The 17,274-nt window shown below is 67.7% G+C and carries 14 protein-coding genes; 9 read left to right on the top strand and 5 right to left on the bottom strand.

What is annotated here, in order from left to right:
• Nucleotides 1–47: 47 nt before the first annotated feature.
• Entirely contained in the window at nucleotides 48–1,358 is a 1,311-nt protein-coding gene (locus IB268_RS23465; RefSeq protein ID WP_125470689.1) for an MFS transporter, read from the top strand.
• A 92-nt stretch (nucleotides 1,359–1,450) separates the two neighbouring features.
• On the opposite strand, the gene recJ is transcribed toward IB268_RS23465, so the two are convergent.
• Together recJ and IB268_RS23455 are read right to left on the bottom strand one after the other, a co-directional pair.
• Nucleotides 1,451–3,151, bottom strand: coding sequence for a single-stranded-DNA-specific exonuclease RecJ (recJ, locus tag IB268_RS23460; RefSeq protein WP_054456153.1), 1,701 nt, complete (start codon nucleotides 3,149–3,151; stop codon nucleotides 1,451–1,453).
• Entirely contained in the window at nucleotides 3,133–4,077 is a 945-nt protein-coding gene (locus IB268_RS23455) for a hypothetical protein (RefSeq protein ID WP_119451236.1), read from the bottom strand. Before IB268_RS23455 ends, recJ begins: the two co-directional genes overlap by 19 nt.
• A gap of 178 nt (nucleotides 4,078–4,255) precedes the next feature.
• Between IB268_RS23455 and IB268_RS23450 the strand changes: the two genes are divergently transcribed.
• The 3 genes from IB268_RS23450 to IB268_RS23440 are packed head-to-tail and all read left to right on the top strand — an operon-like array spanning nucleotide 4,256 to nucleotide 7,029.
• Nucleotides 4,256–5,488 (top strand): lipoprotein-releasing ABC transporter permease subunit, encoded by a 1,233-nt coding sequence (locus tag IB268_RS23450; RefSeq protein ID WP_233564600.1) that lies wholly within the window; start codon nucleotides 4,256–4,258, stop codon nucleotides 5,486–5,488.
• A complete protein-coding gene (locus tag IB268_RS23445; protein ID WP_054456159.1) occupies nucleotides 5,481–6,170 on the top strand; it encodes an ABC transporter ATP-binding protein in 690 nt (229 codons plus the stop codon). The genes IB268_RS23450 and IB268_RS23445 overlap by 8 nt, the downstream gene beginning before the upstream one ends.
• A gap of 40 nt (nucleotides 6,171–6,210) precedes the next feature.
• The gene (locus IB268_RS23440; RefSeq protein ID WP_054456160.1) at nucleotides 6,211–7,029 is read left to right on the top strand and encodes a TatD family hydrolase; all 819 of its coding nucleotides are present in this window, start codon (nucleotides 6,211–6,213) and stop codon (nucleotides 7,027–7,029) included.
• Nucleotides 7,030–7,041: 12 nt separating this feature from the next.
• On the opposite strand, the gene IB268_RS23435 is transcribed toward IB268_RS23440, so the two are convergent.
• A complete protein-coding gene (locus tag IB268_RS23435; RefSeq protein ID WP_054456162.1) occupies nucleotides 7,042–8,433 on the bottom strand; it encodes an ATP-binding protein in 1,392 nt (463 codons plus the stop codon).
• Entirely contained in the window at nucleotides 8,433–9,146 is a 714-nt protein-coding gene (locus IB268_RS23430) for a response regulator transcription factor (RefSeq protein ID WP_054456165.1), read from the bottom strand. Before IB268_RS23430 ends, IB268_RS23435 begins: the two co-directional genes overlap by 1 nt.
• 212 nt (nucleotides 9,147–9,358) lie before the next feature.
• Between IB268_RS23430 and IB268_RS23425 the strand changes: the two genes are divergently transcribed.
• From IB268_RS23425 to IB268_RS23405, 5 genes are read left to right on the top strand one after another with little or no spacing between them, the layout of a single operon-like run.
• Nucleotides 9,359–11,377 carry a ligand-gated channel protein gene (locus IB268_RS23425; RefSeq protein WP_119451239.1) on the top strand — a complete coding sequence of 673 codons (2,019 nt, stop codon included), beginning with the start codon at nucleotides 9,359–9,361 and terminating at the stop codon, nucleotides 11,375–11,377.
• A 42-nt stretch (nucleotides 11,378–11,419) separates the two neighbouring features.
• A complete protein-coding gene (locus IB268_RS23420) occupies nucleotides 11,420–12,370 on the top strand; it encodes a siderophore ABC transporter substrate-binding protein (protein WP_082401124.1) in 951 nt (316 codons plus the stop codon).
• 33 nt (nucleotides 12,371–12,403) lie between these two features.
• Nucleotides 12,404–13,396 (top strand): ABC transporter permease, encoded by a 993-nt coding sequence (locus IB268_RS23415; protein WP_054456168.1) that lies wholly within the window; start codon nucleotides 12,404–12,406, stop codon nucleotides 13,394–13,396.
• Entirely contained in the window at nucleotides 13,389–14,375 is a 987-nt protein-coding gene (locus IB268_RS23410; RefSeq protein ID WP_175162182.1) for an iron chelate uptake ABC transporter family permease subunit, read from the top strand. The genes IB268_RS23415 and IB268_RS23410 overlap by 8 nt, the downstream gene beginning before the upstream one ends.
• A complete protein-coding gene (locus IB268_RS23405) occupies nucleotides 14,372–15,136 on the top strand; it encodes an ABC transporter ATP-binding protein (RefSeq protein ID WP_192354892.1) in 765 nt (254 codons plus the stop codon). Before IB268_RS23410 ends, IB268_RS23405 begins: the two co-directional genes overlap by 4 nt.
• Here IB268_RS23405 and IB268_RS23400 read toward each other — a convergent pair.
• On the bottom strand, nucleotides 15,133–17,217 hold the full coding sequence (locus tag IB268_RS23400; RefSeq protein WP_175162184.1) for a 5'-nucleotidase C-terminal domain-containing protein: 2,085 nt from the start codon (nucleotides 17,215–17,217) through the stop codon (nucleotides 15,133–15,135). The genes IB268_RS23405 and IB268_RS23400 overlap by 4 nt on opposite strands.
• Nucleotides 17,218–17,274: the final 57 nt, after the last annotated feature.

Raw genomic sequence — 17,274 nt, 5'->3', positions numbered from 1 at the left:
AGGCGCCGGCGCAGCCGGCCTATCCCGATAGAGGAATGGAGACATAGATGGAAAATGCGATGGCCCCCGGGGTTTCGCCGGCGATCCCGGCGTCTGAGGAAGACCGGATCTACCGCAAGGTAGGCTGGCGGCTGGTGCCGCTGCTGGTGGTTTGCTACGTCGTGGCCTACCTGGACCGCGTGAACGTGGGTTTTGCCAAGCTGCAGATGCTGCAGGAGCTTCAGTTCAGCGAGACCGTGTACGGGCTGGGCGCGGGCATCTTCTTCATCGGCTACTTCATTTTCGAAATTCCCAGCAACATCATCCTGCACAAGGTGGGGGCGCGGATCTGGATCGCACGCATCATGATCACCTGGGGGATCATCTCCGCCTGCATGATGTTCGTGACCAGCGTGCACATGTTCTACATCCTGCGCTTCCTGCTGGGCGCGGCCGAGGCCGGATTCTTTCCGGGCATCATCCTGTACCTGACCTATTGGTACCCCGCGGCGCGGCGCGGCCGCATCACGACCTTCTTCATGACCGCGGTGCCCATGTCCGGGCTGATCGGCGGGCCGATCTCCGGCTGGATCATGAGCACGTTCCATGGCGACCATGGCCTGTCGGGCTGGCAATGGCTGTTCCTGCTGGAGGGCATACCGTCGGTGCTGATCGGCGTGCTGGTGCTGATTTATCTGGATGACCGCATCAATAAGGCCAAATGGCTGACCGCCACGGAAAAGGCGGTGCTGATCCGCAATATCGCGGCCGAGGAACAGCAGAAGGAAGACCCGCCGATCCGCGCCGCGCTGGCCAAGCCGCGCGTCTGGGCGATGTCGCTGATCTACTTCTCGTTCGTGATGGGGCTTTACGGCGTGGGCTTCTGGATGCCGACCCTGATCAAGGGCACAGGGGTGCAGAGCCCGCTGGCCATCGGTCTGCTGACGGCGGTTCCCAACCTGTTCGCCGTGATCGGCATGATCCTGATTTCGCGCAACTCGGACCGCCACCGCGAACGCCGCTGGCACGTCGCGCTGCCCGCGCTGTTTGGCGCGCTGGGCCTGCTGCTGTCGGCGGTCTGGAGCGGCAATACCGTGCTGGCGATCGCTGCGCTGACGGTGGCGAACATCGGCATCTGCACGGTGCTGCCGCTGTTCTGGAGCCTGCCCACCGCCTTGCTCGGCGGCACGGCGGCCGCGGCCGGCATCGCGCTCATCAATTCGGTGGGTAATCTGGCGGGTTTCGTCAGCCCGTACCTGGTGGGTTGGCTGAAGGACATGACCGGCACCACCAACACCGGCCTCTACATGCTGTCGGGCTGCCTGGTGGTGGGGGCGCTGGTGGCCCTGGCGCAGCCGGCGAAGCTGGTGAACAAGTAGGAGGGAGCGCGCGGCCTGAGACGAGAGTTCAGGCGCCCGCCGCGCGCAACCCTACGCGGGTCGCGGCGGGCTCGCTTACATGGCGGGCCTTGTTAGCCCGCGTGCTCGATCACCAACTGCACCGACACCATCCCGTTCCACACGTTCTGCTCCAGCCGGTATGCCGCCTGGATGTGTTCGGGCAGCGACTGGTCGTGGCCGAACCAGATCGCGTCGAAGCGCTGGTGGCCGCGCTCCAGCGATAGTTTCAGGTGCTTTTCCCCAACCAGGCGCTGGTTGCGCACCACGAACTCGTCCAGGAACAGCGGCGCGGCGAAGCCGGCGCCCCAGACCTGCTGCTGCAGCATGCCGGCCACGTCGGCGTTGGCGTAGCCGGTGTCCAGCGAGCCGTCGGTCTCGATCACCGGCTCGAAGGTGTCGCGGCCCGTCAGCTCGCGCACGGCGGCGTCGAACGCGGGGGCGAAGGCCGCGAAGTCGTTGCGGCCCAGCGTCAGGCCGGCCGCCATGGCGTGGCCGCCGAACTTGCGGATCAGGTTGGGATGGCGCTTGGACACCAGGTCCAGCGCGTCGCGCAGGTGCACGTCGGGAATGGAGCGGCCGGAGCCGCGGATTTCATCGTCGCCGGCGGGCGCGAAGGCCAGCGTGGGGCGCCAGAATTTTTCCTTCAGGCGCGAGGCCACCAGGCCTACAACGCCTTGGTGCCAGCCCGGGTCGAACACGCAGACCGTAGCGCCGGCGGCAGCGTTCGGCTCTTCCATGGCGGCCAGCGCCTGTTCGCGCATTTCGGCTTCGATGGTGCGGCGCTCGCGGTTGATGTTGTCGAGCTCGCGGGCCATTTCCAGCGCCTGCGCCTCGTCGTCGGTGGTCAGGCAGGCGATGCCCAGGCTCATGTCGGCCAGGCGGCCGGCCGCATTGATGCGCGGGCCGAGCGCAAAGCCCAGGTCGAAGCCGTTGGCTGCGCGCGGCTCGCGTCCGGCCACGGCGAAAAGCGCGCGCAGCCCGGGCTGCAGGCGGCCTGCGCGCATGCGTTGCAGCCCTTGGGTGACCAGCAGGCGGTTGTTCGCGTCCAGCTTGACCACGTCGGCCACGGTGCCCAGGGCCACCAGGTCGGACAGCGCGTCCAGGCGCGGGCCGCCATCGGCCGCGTAGACGCCGCGGCGGCGCAGCTCGGCGCGCAGCGCCAGCATCATGTAGAAAATGACGCCCACGCCCGCCAGGTTCTTGGACGGAAAGCCGCAGCCCGGCTGGTTCGGGTTGACGATGGCCAGGGCCGCCGGCAGCGTGTCGCCCGGCAAGTGGTGGTCGGTGATCACCACGCCGATGCCGGCCTCATTGGCCGCGGCCACGCCGTCCACGCTGGCGATGCCGTTGTCCACGGTGATGATGATGTCGGGCTTGCCGGCGCGGTGCCGGACCGCCAGCGCGACCACGGCCGGCGACAGGCCGTACCCGGTTTCGAAGCGGTTGGGCACCAGGAAGTCCACGTCGGCGCCCATGGCGGACAGCGCGCGCAGTCCGACCGCGCAGGCGGTGGCGCCGTCGCAATCGTAGTCGGCCACGATCAGCAGCTTCTTGCCTGTCTGGATGGCGTCGGCCAGCACGCCGGCGGCGTGGTCCGAATGCGTCAGGCCGTTGGGCGGCAGCAGCGACTTCCAGGCGAGCTGGGTCTGATCGGGATGGGTGACGCCGCGGGCGGCCCACAGACGGGCCAGCAGCGGGTGGATGCCCGAGGCTTCCAGGATGCGGCAGGCTTGCAGGTCGGGCGTGCGGACGGTTAAGCGGGGTGAGACCACCAGGCGCTCCAGTTTTTCTTGGGCGCGGGCAGCAAGCCGAGCAGGCCCCCGCGCGGTTTCAGGGTGAGGGCGACCTTGCGGTCGTCGCCCAGCAGCAGCAGTTCGGCGGGCGCGGCCGGCAGGCCTTGCTTGCCGGCCAGCGGGCGCAGATGCTGTGCGTCCAGCGCGGCCAGGGCGTCCAGCCAGGCGGCCCAGTCGCCGGCCCGCTGGGGGGCGTCCAGGTTGCTGTAAACCTGCGCCGGGGCCGGCTGGGACTGCGTCCAAGGTTTGCCGCCGCCATACAGCCACAGCGCATTGACCGGAGGCAGGCCGCGCGCCGCGCGGGCGTCGTTGACCGGGTGTTCGTGCCAGGCCATCTGTATTTCATTGAGCAGCCGGCGCCACGGGCGCGCTTCCGCGTCCTGGCGCCACCAGTCGTTCAGGCGCTGTCCGGCCACGGCCAGCGGGCTGGCGGTCTGCGGCCGCAGGCCCTCCGGCAGGCGCAGGCGCCAGCGTTCGGGCGAGAGCGCTTGGACCTCGAAGCCCGTGTCTTCGAACAGGGGGCGGGCGGTCTCGAGCAGAGCAGCCGTTTCCTCGGCGCGCAGTTCCATCAGGCCGGGGTCCAGCAAGGCGGCCTGGTCCGTGCCCAGCGCCAGGTGGACCAGTTCGGCCAGCCAGACGGGGCCATCGCCGCCGGTTTGGGCGCCGGCCAGCAGCGGACCCAGTCCGGCGCCGGGCGGCAGGCCCGCTTCGGGGACGTAGCCGGCGCGGGCCAACTGCCAGGCTTCGTAGGGCGTACAGCCTTGGGCGCGCACGTCATGGGCCTGGGGCCGGGCGGCGCCGGCCTGGAGCCAGCCGTGCAGCGTGGGCGCGCGTTCGGGCAAGAGCTTGGCCAGTTCGGCGGCGACGGGAAGGGCGGGCAGGGCGCCCGGAATGACGATCAGCATGGGCGCGATTGTAGTCCGCGCGGGCCGCGGGAACTAAGCGGCGTCCGCCACTGCCATAGCTTGAAACGCCTGGTCTCGGAACCGCACATCCGCGGGGCGGAATCCAGGCGGTTAATGCCATAATGCGCTCGTGCTGAAAATACCCTACGAACTATGGATAGGCGCCCGCTATGCCGGGTTGGCCCGAATCCGCCAGCGACGCGGCCGCCGCGATCGCTTCATCTCCTTCATCGCCGCCAGTTCCATGGCAGGCATTGCGCTGGGCGTTGCCGCCCTGATCGTGGTGCTGTCCGTGATGAACGGCTTCCAGAAGGAAGTGCGCGACCGCATGCTGTCGGTGCTGCCGCACATCGAACTCTACATCCCCGGCGCGGCACCGGAGCGGGTGCTGGAGAGATGGCAGGAGTTCGCTTCCGCCGCCGAGAAGAATCCCGCCGTCAAGGCCGGCGCTCCGTTCGTGGCGGCGCAGGGCATGCTGGTGCGCGGGCAGGCCTTGCGCGGCGTGCAGGTGCGCGGCATCGATCCGCAGACCGAAGGCAATGTGTCGGACCTGCCGCGCCAGATGGTGTCGGGCAAGCTCGCCGACCTGAAGCCCGGCAGCTTCGGCGTGGTGCTGGGCAATGAACTGGCCGACGGCATGGGCGTGAAGCTGGGCGACACGCTCCTGATGATGGCGCCGCAAGGCTCGATCAGCCCGGCGGGCTTCACGCCGCGCATGCGCCAGTTCACCGTGGTGGGCGTGTTCTCGTCCGGCCACTACGAATACGATTCTTCGCTGGCCTTCGTCGACGACGAGGACGCCGCCCGCGTGTTCCGCGACAGCGGCACCGCCGGCGTGCGCCTGCGTATCGCCGACATGCAGCGCGCGCCGGAAGTGGCGGCCGAATTGCAGAAGGTGCTGCCGCCCTACATGATGGCCAGCGACTGGTCGCGCAACAACCGCACCTGGTTCGCGGCCGTGAAGACCGAAAAGCGCATGATGTTCCTGATCCTGGCGCTGATCGTGGCCGTGGCCGCGTTCAACCTGCTGTCGTCCCTGGTCATGGCCGTGAAGGACAAGCAGTCCGACATCGCCATCCTGCGCACGCTGGGTGCGGGACCGCGAGAAATCGCCCGCATCTTCCTGGTGCAAGGGGCGCTGATCGGCGTGATCGGCACGCTGCTGGGGGTCGCGGGCGGCATCCTCATTGCCTATAACGTGGACGTGATCGTGCCGTTCATCGAAGGGCTGCTGGGCGTGCATTTCCTGCCGCGTGAAATCTATTTCATCAGCGCCTTGCCGTCGGATCCGCAGATGGGCGACATCGTCACCATCGGCGTGACCTCCCTGGTGCTGTCGCTGCTGGCGACCCTGTACCCCAGCTGGCGCGCCTCGCGCCTGCAACCCGCACAGGTGCTGCGCCATGACTGACATGCTGACTCCCGCACTGCAGGCCGACAACATCGTCAAGGTCTACGACGAAGGCCCTGCGCGCATCGAAGTGCTGAGCAACGTCAGCCTGACCGTGGCGCGCGGCGAAATGGTCGCCATCGTCGGCGCCTCCGGCTCCGGCAAGAGCACGCTGCTGCATATCCTGGGCCTGCTGGACGTGCCCACCAGCGGCTCGGTGTCGGTGGACGGCCAGCTTGCCGTCGGGCTGTCCGAGGCCCGCAAGAGCGCCGTGCGCAACCGCAGCCTGGGTTTCGTCTACCAGTTCCACCACCTGCTGCCGGAGTTCTCGGCGCTGGATAACGTGGCGATGCCGCTGATCGTGCGCCGCGAGAACCGCGACAAGGCGCGGCAAGCCGCGCACGAGGTCCTGGGCATGGTGGGCCTGGCCGCGCGCGAAGGTCACTTCCCGGGCCAGCTGTCCGGCGGCGAACGGCAGCGCGTGGCGCTGGCGCGCGCCCTGGTTACGCGGCCCGTCTGCGTGCTGGCCGACGAGCCCACCGGCAACCTGGACCGCCACACGGCGCACAATATGTTCGAACTGCTGACGCGGGTGAACCAGGAGTCCGGCACGGCGTTCGCCATCGTCACGCACGATCCGGAACTGGCCGCCCGCGCCGACCGCCAGCTGCTCATGGAAAACGGCCGCCTGGTTTCGGGTTAAGGCGCGCCGGGGGGATAATCCGGGCAAGGAGGTCGCGCCCATGCTGATCGATACCCATTGCCACCTGGATGCCGCCGAGTTCGACGCCGACCGCGAGCAAGTCGCCGACGGCGCCTGCCAGGCAGGCGTGCAGTCCATTGTGATTCCAGCGGTCGAACGCGCCAATTTTTCCGCGGTGCGCGAGCTGGCCGGCAAGACGGCCGGCGGCGCCTATGCGCTGGGCATCCATCCGCTATACGTCCAGCGCGCCAGCGACGCCGATCTGGAAGCGCTGCGCGCTGCCGTCAAGGATGCGCTGGGCGATCCTCGCTTCGTCGCCATCGGCGAGATCGGCCTGGATTTCTTCGTTCCCGAAATAGCCTCCGGCGAACCGCGCGAGCGCCAGGAGCGCTTCTACGCTGCGCAACTGGCGCTGGCTGCCGAGTTCGGCCTGCCGGTGCTGCTGCACGTGCGCAAGTCGCAGGACATCCTCTTGAAGTACCTGCGCCGCCATCCGCGCATCGGCGGCATTGCGCACGCCTTCAACGGCAGCGCGCAGCAGGCGCAGGCATTCATAGACCAGGGATTCGCGCTGGGCCTGGGCGGCGCCATGACCTATGAGCGCGCCTTGCAGATACGCCGCCATGCGGTGGACGTGGACCTGGCCCACCTGGTGCTGGAAACCGATGCGCCGGACATCCCTCCGGCCTGGCTGCATCCGCCGCATCGGCGCAATGCGCCTGCCGAGCTGGTCCGCATCGCGGCCACGTTGGCGGAACTGCGTGGCATCACGCCGGCGCAGGTGGCCCATGCCACCACCGCCAACGCCATGCGGGTATTGCCGCGGCTGCCGGCCGCGATCCTGGCCGACGCCGACTGATCGACCCTGGCTTCAGCCGTTCAGGCGCGGCAGTTCCAGCCGCACGCTCAGCCCCTGTGGCGAAATATTGCGGGCCGACATCCTGCCCTTGTGCGCGGCCACGGCGGCCTGGGCAATCGACAGGCCCAGTCCGGCGCCGCTGCCCGGCTTGCGCGCGCCCGAGGCGGTGCGATAGAAGGGCTCGAACAGCGATTGCAGCTCTTCGGCGGCCACGCCGGGCCCATGATCCTCGATCTCCAGGCAGGCTTCGTGCGCGTTCGACAGCAGGCGCACGCGGATCGCGCTGTGCGCGGGCGCAAAGCGCAGGGCGTTGCGCAGTACGTTCTCGATGGCGCTGGCCAGGCTGCAACGGTCGCCGACCAGGGGCACGGGCGCATGTTGGCTCCACTCTATGCGGATCTGCCGGCCGCCAGCCTCAAAGCGTGCATCCTCGACGACGTCCGACACGAGTTCGGCCAGGTCCAGGGTGTCAGTAGGCACGGGCAGGGCGCCCAGGCGCGCCAGCCGCAAGGTGTTGCCGACCAGCGCGTCCAGGCGTTCGCATTCGAGTTCGATGCGGTCCAGCTGCAGATCCTGGCGCTCGTCCTTGCGCCGCGCGAGCTCCGCCGCCAGCCGCAGCCGTGCAAGCGGCGAACGCAGTTCGTGTGCGATGTTGTGCAGCAGCTGTTCGCGCGTGTCGACCAGCGCCTTCAGCCGGTCGGCCATGGCGTCGAAGTCGCGCGCAAGCTGGCCCAGTTCGTCCTTGCGGCGGGCCAGCTTGGCGGGCGTGTGCGCATCCAGCCGCCCCGCGGACAGGGCATGCGTGGTCTGGCGCAACTGCGCCAAGGGCGCCGTCACGTGGCGGCTCAGGGCCCAGCAGAACGGTGCGGTCACCGCCAGCGCGAACAGCACCAGGGCCAGCGCCACGGGCGACAGGGCCAGCACTTCCCAATGCGATGAATCGAACGGCAGGAACAGCAGCAGCAGTTGCGAACCATCGGGCAAGACCAGCTTTTGCGGTTCCCACCAGGAAACGCGCTCGCCGGTGGGGTCGGCGGGAAGGTAGTCGGCTTTCGGCGAACGGTCCGGCCCGGCGCGGAAATCGCTCAGCCAGTCTTCCATGCGGGCGGGCAGCCGCCGGCCCAGGATGTCCTTGTCCTGGGCGTCCATGACGTAGATCTTCAGCGCCGAGTAGCGCCGGTCCATGGCTTCGACCCAGCGTTCCAGGCCATCCACGCCCTCGCTGCGGGCGATCTGCGCAGCATCGCGCGTGAGATTGCCGGGATTCAGGCCATCCAGGGAATTGAAGCGGTACCAGGCGACCGCGGCCGTCAGCACCATGCCGCAGACCAGGATGACGGCCATCGCACCCCAGAAGGTCAGGAAGGCGCGTCCGAATAGCGAGCGGGTGGGCAGCCAGGCCATCAGTCAGCGCCCGCCAGCACGTAACCCAGGCCGCGCAGGTTGCGGATCGCCAAGGTCTCGGCGCCGCCGTCGCTGCGCAGCTTCTTGCGCAGCGAGCTGATGTGGGTGTCGATGCTGCGGTCGTAGCGGTCCGGCTTGCGGCCCAGCGCGTACAGGCCGATCTGGTCGCGCGCGACCACTTGGCCGGGCGTGCGCATGAGGATTTCCAGGATGCGCTGTTCGGCGCCGGTCAGCGGGATTTCGCTATCGCCCATCCGCAGCACGCCGGTGGCGGCGTCCAGCGACACTGCGCCCAGCGCCAGGGCGGGGCGGGCCGTGTCCGGCACTTCCTCGAAACGGCGCAGCACGGCCGTGATGCGGGCCTTGAGTTCGCGCGGACTGAAGGGCTTGGCCAGGTAATCGTCGGCGCCGAACTCCAGGCCCAGCACGCGGTCCGTCTCGCCGCCGTGGGCGGTGAACATGATGACCGGCCGGCGCGAGCGCTGGCGGTATTGCTTCAGCAGATCCAGCCCGTTGCCGTCGGGCAGCATCAGGTCCAGCAGCACCAGGTCGTAGTCGTCCTGAGCCAACAGGGCCAGGCCCTGCGTGCCGCTATGCGCCAGGGTGAGCTGGCAGTGACCGGGTTCCAGGTACTCGCGCAGCATCTGCGCAAGCTCGACATCGTCGTCAATCAGCAGGATGCGGCGAGTCGCCGGTGCGTGGGAAAAAGGCATGCGTGTCGTCGGTTCTGCATCCGGCAGTTTGGCTTATGGCCGCGGGCCGGAGTGTCAAGAAGTTCAAAGAAGATAAAAGTTGCGGAAAGCGTGTTGCTGGCTCCCGGCAGGTCCAATTCTAATATGAGAATGGTTTTCATTAATAAATACGGGGCAGGACGGACGCCGCACGCGGGGTGGGGCGCGGGCCTGGGACGGGAGAAACTGGAATCATGAGCAGCAAAGAATTGGTCGCCGGCCGGCGCGGTCCGGGTTCGCGCACGCAGTTGGCGGCAGCCCTGTGCGCAGCGGGTTTCGGCGTGGCGCAGCCCGCGTGGGCGCAGAGCGCCGACACCGCAAAGACGCTGGATACCGTGGTGGTGACGGCCTCGGGTTATGAACAGCAGATCCAGGATGCGCCGGCATCGATCAGCGTGATCACCCGCGAGGACCTGGACAAGAAGTTCTACCGCGACATCAACGACGCGCTGGTGGACGTGCCAGGCGTGATCGTCACCGGCGGCGGCGATCGCCAGGACATCAGCCTGCGTGGCATGGGCCCCAAGTACACGCTGATCCTGATCGACGGCAAGCGCCAGAACTCGCGCGAGACCCGCACCAACTCGGACTCCACGGGCGTCGAAGGCGGCTGGACCCCGCCGCTTTCCGCCATCGAGCGCATCGAGGTGGTGCGCGGCCCCATGTCCTCGCTGTACGGCTCGGACGCCATGGGCGGGGTGATCAACATCATCACGCGCAAGGTGCCTTCGGAGTGGGGCGGCGAGATCCGCCTGGACACCACCATCCAGGAAAGCAACAAGTCGGGCGACATCTACCAGGGCAACTTCTACCTGTCCGGCCCGATCAAGACGGACCTGCTGGGCCTGCAGATCTACGGCCAGGCCACGCAGCGCGACGAAGACGACATCGTCGACGGCTTCCGCAAGCGCAACTCGGAAAGCGTCACGGCCAAGCTGGCGCTGACGCCCAACCGCGACCACGACATCGTGCTGGAAGCGACCACCATGCGCCAGAAGCTGCACGAAACGCTGGGCAAGACGGTCGAGCCGCTGCCGCCCGGCCAGGCTTGCGGGCGCAATGGTTGCCCGGCCTCGTCCGATACCGACTACCGCAGCAACAAGTGGGCGCTGTCGCATACCGGACGCTGGGGCTGGGGCGTGTCGGACAGCTATGTGCAGCAGGAAGAGTTCGACAACCGCTCGCGCCAGATGAAGATCAAGAACCTGGACATCCAGACGAGCTGGACCTTGCCCCTGGGTTCGCACATGCTGACCCTGGGCGGCAGCTACCTGAGCCAGCGCCTGAACGACCAGACCGGCAACCAGCTGGCCAACGGCCCCAGCAAGGTGGACCGCTACCAGTGGGCCTTGTTCGCCGAAGACGAATGGCGCCTGACCGAGACCTTCGCCGTCACCACCGGCCTGCGCATGGACGAAGACGAGAACTTCGGCACGCACTTCAGCCCGCGCCTGTACGGCGTCTGGCACATGGCCGACCGCTGGACCCTGAAGGGCGGCGTGTCCACCGGTTTCCGCGCGCCCGACCTGCGCCAGACGGTGGCGGGCTGGGGCCAGGTCAGCCGCGGCGGCAATATGTACGGCAACCCGGACCTGACGCCCGAGAAGTCGGTGACCGAGGAAATCGGCATCCTGTATGACGACGGCGAAGGCTTCAACGCCGGCCTGACGATCTTCAACAACGACTTCAAGGACAAGATCACCCGCGTGGCTTGCCCGGCGACCCAGTGCACGGACGGCCCGAACCAGTTCGGCTCGGACCCGACCACCTACATGAACGTGGACAAGGCCAATTCGCGCGGCGTGGAAGCCAACCTGAAGCTGCCGCTGTCGCGCGACTGGTCCCTGACCAGCAGCTACACCTTCACCAAGTCGGAGCAGAAGTCGGGCCAGTACAAGGGCCAGCCGCTGAACCAGCTGCCCAAGCACCTGTTCACCACCACGGTGAACTGGCAGGCCTCGGACGCGCTGCAGGCATGGGCGCGCCTGAACTACCGCGGCAAGGAAAGCCAGCCCATCACCGGCCCCTCGTCCTCGTCGGTGGTCGCGCCTTCCTACACGTTCGTGGACCTGGGCGGTTCGTACCAGGTGAACAAGACGGTGGCGGTGTACGCCGGCATCTACAACCTGTTCGACAAGCAGGTCACGTACGACGACTACGGCTACGTCGAGGACGGCCGCCGCTACTGGCTGGGCGTGGGCGTCAAGTTCTGAGTTTGAAAGGGCGCCTGGCGCCCGCAACATGAAGAGGTACGCATGAAGAAGCAAATGCAGGCAGGCCGCGTCCGGCGTTGGGCGATGCAGGCCGGGGCCGCGCTGGTCCTGGGCGCCGCCACGGCGGTATGCGCCGCGCAGGCGACGGTGCCGGTGAAGCACGCGCGCGGCGAAACCGCCGTGCCGGCCAACCCGGCGAAGACAGTGGTGATGGACCTGGCCGTGCTGGACACCCTGCATGCGCTGGACGTAAACGTGGCGGGCGTGCCGACGGTGGCCAAGTGGCCGCCGCAGCTCAGCCAGTATGCCGATCAGCGCTACCTGAAGGTGGGATCGATGTTCGAGCCCAACTACGAGGTGATCCACGCCGCCGCGCCGCAACTCATCTTCGTCGCGGGCCGCTCCGCGCCCAAGTACGACGAGCTCGCCAAGCTGGCGCCCACCGTGGACCTGACGGTCAACGCGAAGGACCTGGTCGGCAGCGTGACGCGCAACACCGAAACGCTGGCCGCCATCTACGGCAAGCAGGATGTCGCCAAGACCAAGCTCGACGCCCTGCGCGCTTCGATCGCGGACCTGAACGGCAAGGCGGCCAACGCCGGCACCGCGCTGATCGTGCTGACCACTGGCGGCAAGATGAGCGCCTACGGTCCGGGTTCGCGCTTCGGCGTGATCCACGACGCCTTCGGCATCAAGCCGGCGACGACGGGGCTGAGCGTGTCGAACCACGGCCAGGCGATCTCGTTCGAGTTCATCGCCCAGACCGACCCCGACTGGCTGTTCGTGATCGACCGCGACGCCGCCATCGGCCGTGAAGGCGTGTCGGCCCAGCGCATGCTGGACAACGAGCTGGTGCGTCCGACCAAGGCCTGGAAGAACAAGCGCGTGGTTTACCTGAACGGCTACAACTGGTACCTGCTGGGCAGCGCGGGCTTGACCGCCATGCAGCAGAACGTGGACGAGATCGCGGCCGCGCTGGCCGCGGGCAAGTAAAGCCTGATGCGTGAGCGGCGGGAGTAATCGCGGGTGAGTTGGCGGCAGTCGATAGGCGGTTGGGGCGGGCTGGCGGCGGCAGTGGGCTTGCTGCTGGCCCTGTGCGCGGCCAGCGTCAGCCTGGGCGCGGGGCAGCTCAGCCTGTCCGCGCTGTGGGGCAATGGCGACGAGGCCGAGCGCGCCTGGCGCCTGCTGATGGTCAGCCGCATTCCCCGCACGCTGGCCTTGCTGCTGGCCGGCATGTCGCTGGCGGTGGCGGGGCTCATCATGCAGATGCTGGTGCGCAACCGCTACGTCGAACCCACCACGGCCGGCACAGTGGAGTCCGCCACACTGGGCATACTCGTGGTCACGCTGCTGGCGCCGGATACGCCCGTGATCGGCAAGATGCTGACGGCCACGGGCTTTGCGCTGGCGGGCACCCTGCTGTTCCTGGCGCTGCTCAAGCGCGTACCGCTGCGCACGCCCTTCATCGTGCCGCTGATCGGCCTGATCCTGGGCGGGGTGATCCACGCCGCCACCACCTTCGTCGCCTACCGCTACGACCTGCTGCAGTCGCTGCACGCCTGGACCACGGGCGATTTTTCCGGCGTGCTGCGGGGACGTTATGAACTGCTATGGATAGGCTTCGGCCTGGCCTGCGCGGCTTACGCGGCGGCCGATCGCTACACCGTGGCCGGCATGGGCCGCGAGTTCGCCGCCAACCTGGGCTTGAACCATGCGCGGCTGACGCTGGCCGGACTGCTGATCGTGTCGGCGATTTCGGCCGTGGTGGTGGTGACGGCGGGCGGCATACCCTTTCTGGGCCTGATCGTGCCCAACGCCGTCAGCCTGGTGCTGGGCGACAACATGCGTCGCTCCATTCCCTGGGTGGCGGTGCTGGGCGGCGTGTTCGTGCTGGCCTGCGACGTCATCGGCAGGCTGGTGATCCATCCCTACGAGATTCCCATCGGCACTGTGGTCGGTGTGCTGGGCAGCATCCTGTTCCTGTGGCTGTTGCGCACGCGGAGGAACCGGCTTGGCTGAACTCGCCATCTCCGCGCCGGCGCCGGTCCGTGCGCCGCAAACCTGGCGTCTGTGGCTGCTGGGCGCTCTTGCGCTGACCTGCGCCATCGCCTTCATGACGCTGGGCGCCAACGGCCAGTGGTCCTTCGTGATTCCGTTCCGCGGCGCCAAGCTGGCGGCGATGCTGCTGGTGGCCTATGCCGTGGCGGTGTCGTCGGTGCTGTTCCAGACGATCACCCACAACCGCATCCTGACGCCGGCCATCATGGGCTTTGACGCCCTGTACCTGCTGATACAGGCCGTGGTGGTGTTCGGCTTCGGCCAGGCGGCCACGGCCGCCAGCCATCCGGTGGCCGCCTTCCTGCTGGAGGTCGGCGCCATGACGGCGTTCGCCTGCCTGCTGTTCCGCTGGCTGTTTTCGGACGCGGTGCGCAGCCTGCACCTGATGATGCTGGTGGGCATCATCTTCGGCCTGTTGTTTCGCAGCCTGTCCAACTTCGTGGTGCGGCTGATCGACCCCAATGAATTCCTGGTGTTGCAGGACCGCATGTTCGCCAGCTTCAATACCGTGCGTGTGGGCCTGTTGCCGATCGCGCTGGCCGCGGTGTGCGCGGCGTCGCTGCTGGTGTGGCGCATGCGGCGTCGCTACGACGTGCTGGCGCTGGGCCGCGACATTGCGGTGAACCTGGGCGTGGACTATCGCCGCACGCTGATGCTGACGCTGGCCGCCATCGCGGTGCTGGTGTCGGTGTCCACCGCGCTGGTGGGGCCGGTGACATTCTTCGGCCTGCTGGTCAGCAACCTGGCCTATCAGGCCATGGGGTCCGACCGGCACCGCCACACGGTTCCAGCGGCCGTGCTGCTTAGCGTGATCTTCCTGGTGGGCGGCCAGACGCTGCTTGAACGCGTGCTGGGCCTGAATACCACCGTCAGCGTGGTGATCGAATTCCTGGGCGGGCTGATGTTCCTCGTCCTGATCCTGCGCAGGGGGCGCCGATGATAGAGATCCAGCAAGTCAGCAAGCAGTACGGCGACAGCGTGGTGGTCGACGACGTCAGCCTGTCGCTGCCCGCGGGGGGCGTGACGGCCATCATCGGTCCCAATGGCGCGGGCAAGTCCACGCTGCTGTCCATGGTCAGCCGGCTGCTGCCGATGTCGGCGGGCCGTGTGCTGGTCGAGGGCCTGGACGTGACCCGGGCCGACAGCCGCGAACTGGCCCGCCGCCTGGCCATCCTGCGGCAGGATAATCACTTGCCGCTGCGGCTGACGGCGAGGGACCTGGTCGCGTTCGGCCGCTATCCGCACACGGGCGGCCGCCTGACGCTGGACGACAAGGCCCACATCGACCGCGCCATCGCCTACCTGAACCTGGAGCCGCTGGCCGACCGCTACCTGGACGAGATGTCGGGCGGGCAGCGCCAGCGCGCCTTCGTGGCGATGGTGCTGTGCCAGGACACGCGCTACGTCCTGCTGGACGAACCCCTGAACAGCCTGGACATGAAGCACGCCGTCGCCATGATGGGCACCTTGCGGCGCGCGGCGGACGAGCTGGGCAAGACGGTGGTGCTGGTGCTGCACGACATCAACTTCGCGTCCACATACGCGGACCGCATCGTGGCGATGCGGGCGGGGCGCATCGCGCATCAGGGACCTCCGGCCGAACTGGTCCGGCCGGAGGTCCTGAGCGAACTTTACGAGCTGCCGATCGAGGTGCACGAGATCGGCGGCCGGCGCATCTGCGTGTACTACCGCCAGCCTTAGCGGCTGAGGTCCACCGCGTAGCGCGACAACTGGGTCACGGAGTCGGGCGTGGCGTCGTGCACCGTGACGTTGTCCACGCCATGCGCCGCGGCCATGGCCAGGGTGCCCGGCACCGACGAAAACACCACCGGACCGGCCAGGGCGCCCACCCGCGCAAAGCGCCAGCTGCGGTCCAGGCCGTAGGTCGCCAGATCCAGGTCCGGGTGCTTCCTGATGTAGCTGATCAGCACGTCGCGGCTGGCGTCCGGGGCTTGCAGCACGATGTCTCCCTTGCCGCCGGCCAGGCCGGGGAAGTCGCCGCCGCCGCTGGCGCGGTAGTTGTTCGTGACCACCAGGAACTGCGCGGCGGGGTCTAGCGGCGCGCCCTGGTACGTCAGCTTCGTGATGCGCGAGCCCTTGGGGCGGGTGACGTCGATTTCATACCGCAGGGCATTGCCCGCGGCATACAGCACGTCGAAGTTGAAGGTCGGGAAGCCCGTGTCGATCAGGTCCTGCGGCGCGACCTGGCCCGGGTCGATCTGCCTGAACTGCTCGGCAGTCTTCTCCAGCCACTGGCGCACGATGTCGCCGCTGACCCGCACCACTTGCAAGGTGTTCGGGTACAGGTAGAGATCGGCGGCGTTGTTGATGGCGATGTTGCCCTGCTTTACGTAGGTGAAGTCGCCCGGACCGTTGCGTCCGCCCTTGAAGGGCGCAGCCGCCGACAGGATGGGCAGGGCGGCGTATGACGGCTTGTTCTTGGCGATGTAGTCCGTCAGATAATCGATCTGCGCCATGTTGACGATCTGCAGCGCCGACACGTCGCCCGCCAGCGCGTAATAGGTCGCCATGTCGAACCGGCTTTGGCCGATGGGCGTTTTGACATAGGAAATGGTGGCGGCGTGTTCAGCCTGCACCAACTGTTGCACGGCGGCATCGGGTTCGACGTAGGTCGCGGGCGTGGCGCCGTTCTGCGCGGTCAGGCGCGTGGAGATGCGCTGCACGCGCGTGGCGTCCTTCTGCACCTGCCAGCCTTTGTCATAGGCAAGCTTGAGCGTGATCTGGCCGAGGTTGTTGCCCCATTGGCCGGCCTGCACCGCCGGCACGCCGTTGATCAGGCCTTTCTCCAGATTTATGCCGGGCTGGCCCGCGAATTGCGACTTGGCATTGGTGTCGGGGAACAGCAGGTGCTGGTGGCCGGTGATCAACGCATCGATACCGGCCACCTGGCTCAGGTAGCCGGCGCCGTTCTCCATGGCCGGGCTGTACTCGGTGAGCATGTCGATGCCGCCATGCGCCAATGCCACCACCAGGTCCGCGCCGGCCGCGCGCATTTCCGGCACGTAGCGCTGCGCCGATTCCTTCCAGCCGGCGACTTCCACGTGGCCTTCCAGATTGGCCTTGTCCCATTGCAGGATGGGCGGGGGCGCAAAGCCGATCACGCCGACTTTCAGCGCGACCTCGATCTGCTTGCCGTTGGGGTCGGTGGCCTTGAAGGTCTTGTTCAGCAGGACCCAGGGCTTGAAGATGGGCTGTTTGCTGGCGGCAGACACCACGTTGGCGGAGACGAAGGGAAAGCCCGGCGCCGCGCAGTCCTTGGCGCCGGCGGAATTGGTCTGCGCCGTGCCCTTGCCGATGCCGGCCAGCCCGAAGTCCGTATTCGTGACTTGCGACAGGAAGGGCAGGCCGTAGTTGAACTCGTGGTTGCCCAGCGTGGCCGCGTCATAGGCCAGCAGCTTCATCTGCTTGTAAATCGCCAGCATGTCGCTGCATTGCACCGGCGCCACCAGCGCCTGGTAATCGGACAGGGCCGTGCCCTGGATGGTGTCGCCGTTGTCGAACAGCAGGGTGTTGGCGTTCTCTTTGCGCGCATTGGCGATCAGCGTGGCCGTGCGGTCCACGCCGTAGCTTTTGTCCTCGGCCAGCTTGTAGTAGTCGTAGCCCAGCACGTTGGCATGCAGGTCGGTGGTGCCGAGGATGGCCACGTCCAGCGTGGAACCCTGGGGCACGCTCGCCTGCGGCGGCGTCTGCGGCGCGTCATCGTCGTCATCATCGCCGCCACAGGCGGCCAGGCCCGCCAGCAGCGCGGCGCTGGCGGACATCGCAAGGATCTTTCCTAGATTCGGCTTCACCGTCTTTCCTCCGGGTTTGAAGGAAAG

The sequence above is a fragment of the Achromobacter sp. ACM01 genome (assembly GCF_014851745.1).
Taxonomy (GTDB): domain Bacteria; phylum Pseudomonadota; class Gammaproteobacteria; order Burkholderiales; family Burkholderiaceae_B; genus Achromobacter; species Achromobacter aegrifaciens.
The sequence above is the reverse complement of the archived record's forward strand: the minus strand, read 5'-3'. Positions and strand labels throughout refer to the sequence as shown.

What these genes read in the sequence shown, in the direction of transcription:
- IB268_RS23435 (WP_054456162.1), bottom strand. Translation starts at nt 8,433, where the DNA reads ATGGCCTGGCTGCCCACCCGCTCGCTATTCGGACGCGCCTTCCTGACC.
- IB268_RS23455 (WP_119451236.1), bottom strand. Translation starts at nt 4,077, where the DNA reads ATGCTGATCGTCATTCCGGGCGCCCTGCCCGCCCTTCCCGTCGCCGCC.
- IB268_RS23405 (WP_192354892.1), top strand. Translation starts at nt 14,372, where the DNA reads ATGATAGAGATCCAGCAAGTCAGCAAGCAGTACGGCGACAGCGTGGTG.
- IB268_RS23440 (WP_054456160.1), top strand. Translation starts at nt 6,211, where the DNA reads ATGCTGATCGATACCCATTGCCACCTGGATGCCGCCGAGTTCGACGCC.
- IB268_RS23445 (WP_054456159.1), top strand. Translation starts at nt 5,481, where the DNA reads ATGACTGACATGCTGACTCCCGCACTGCAGGCCGACAACATCGTCAAG.
- IB268_RS23425 (WP_119451239.1), top strand. Translation starts at nt 9,359, where the DNA reads ATGAGCAGCAAAGAATTGGTCGCCGGCCGGCGCGGTCCGGGTTCGCGC.
- IB268_RS23400 (WP_175162184.1), bottom strand. Translation starts at nt 17,217, where the DNA reads ATGTCCGCCAGCGCCGCGCTGCTGGCGGGCCTGGCCGCCTGTGGCGGC.
- IB268_RS23420 (WP_082401124.1), top strand. Translation starts at nt 11,420, where the DNA reads ATGAAGAAGCAAATGCAGGCAGGCCGCGTCCGGCGTTGGGCGATGCAG.
- IB268_RS23430 (WP_054456165.1), bottom strand. Translation starts at nt 9,146, where the DNA reads ATGCCTTTTTCCCACGCACCGGCGACTCGCCGCATCCTGCTGATTGAC.
- IB268_RS23465 (WP_125470689.1), top strand. Translation starts at nt 48, where the DNA reads ATGGAAAATGCGATGGCCCCCGGGGTTTCGCCGGCGATCCCGGCGTCT.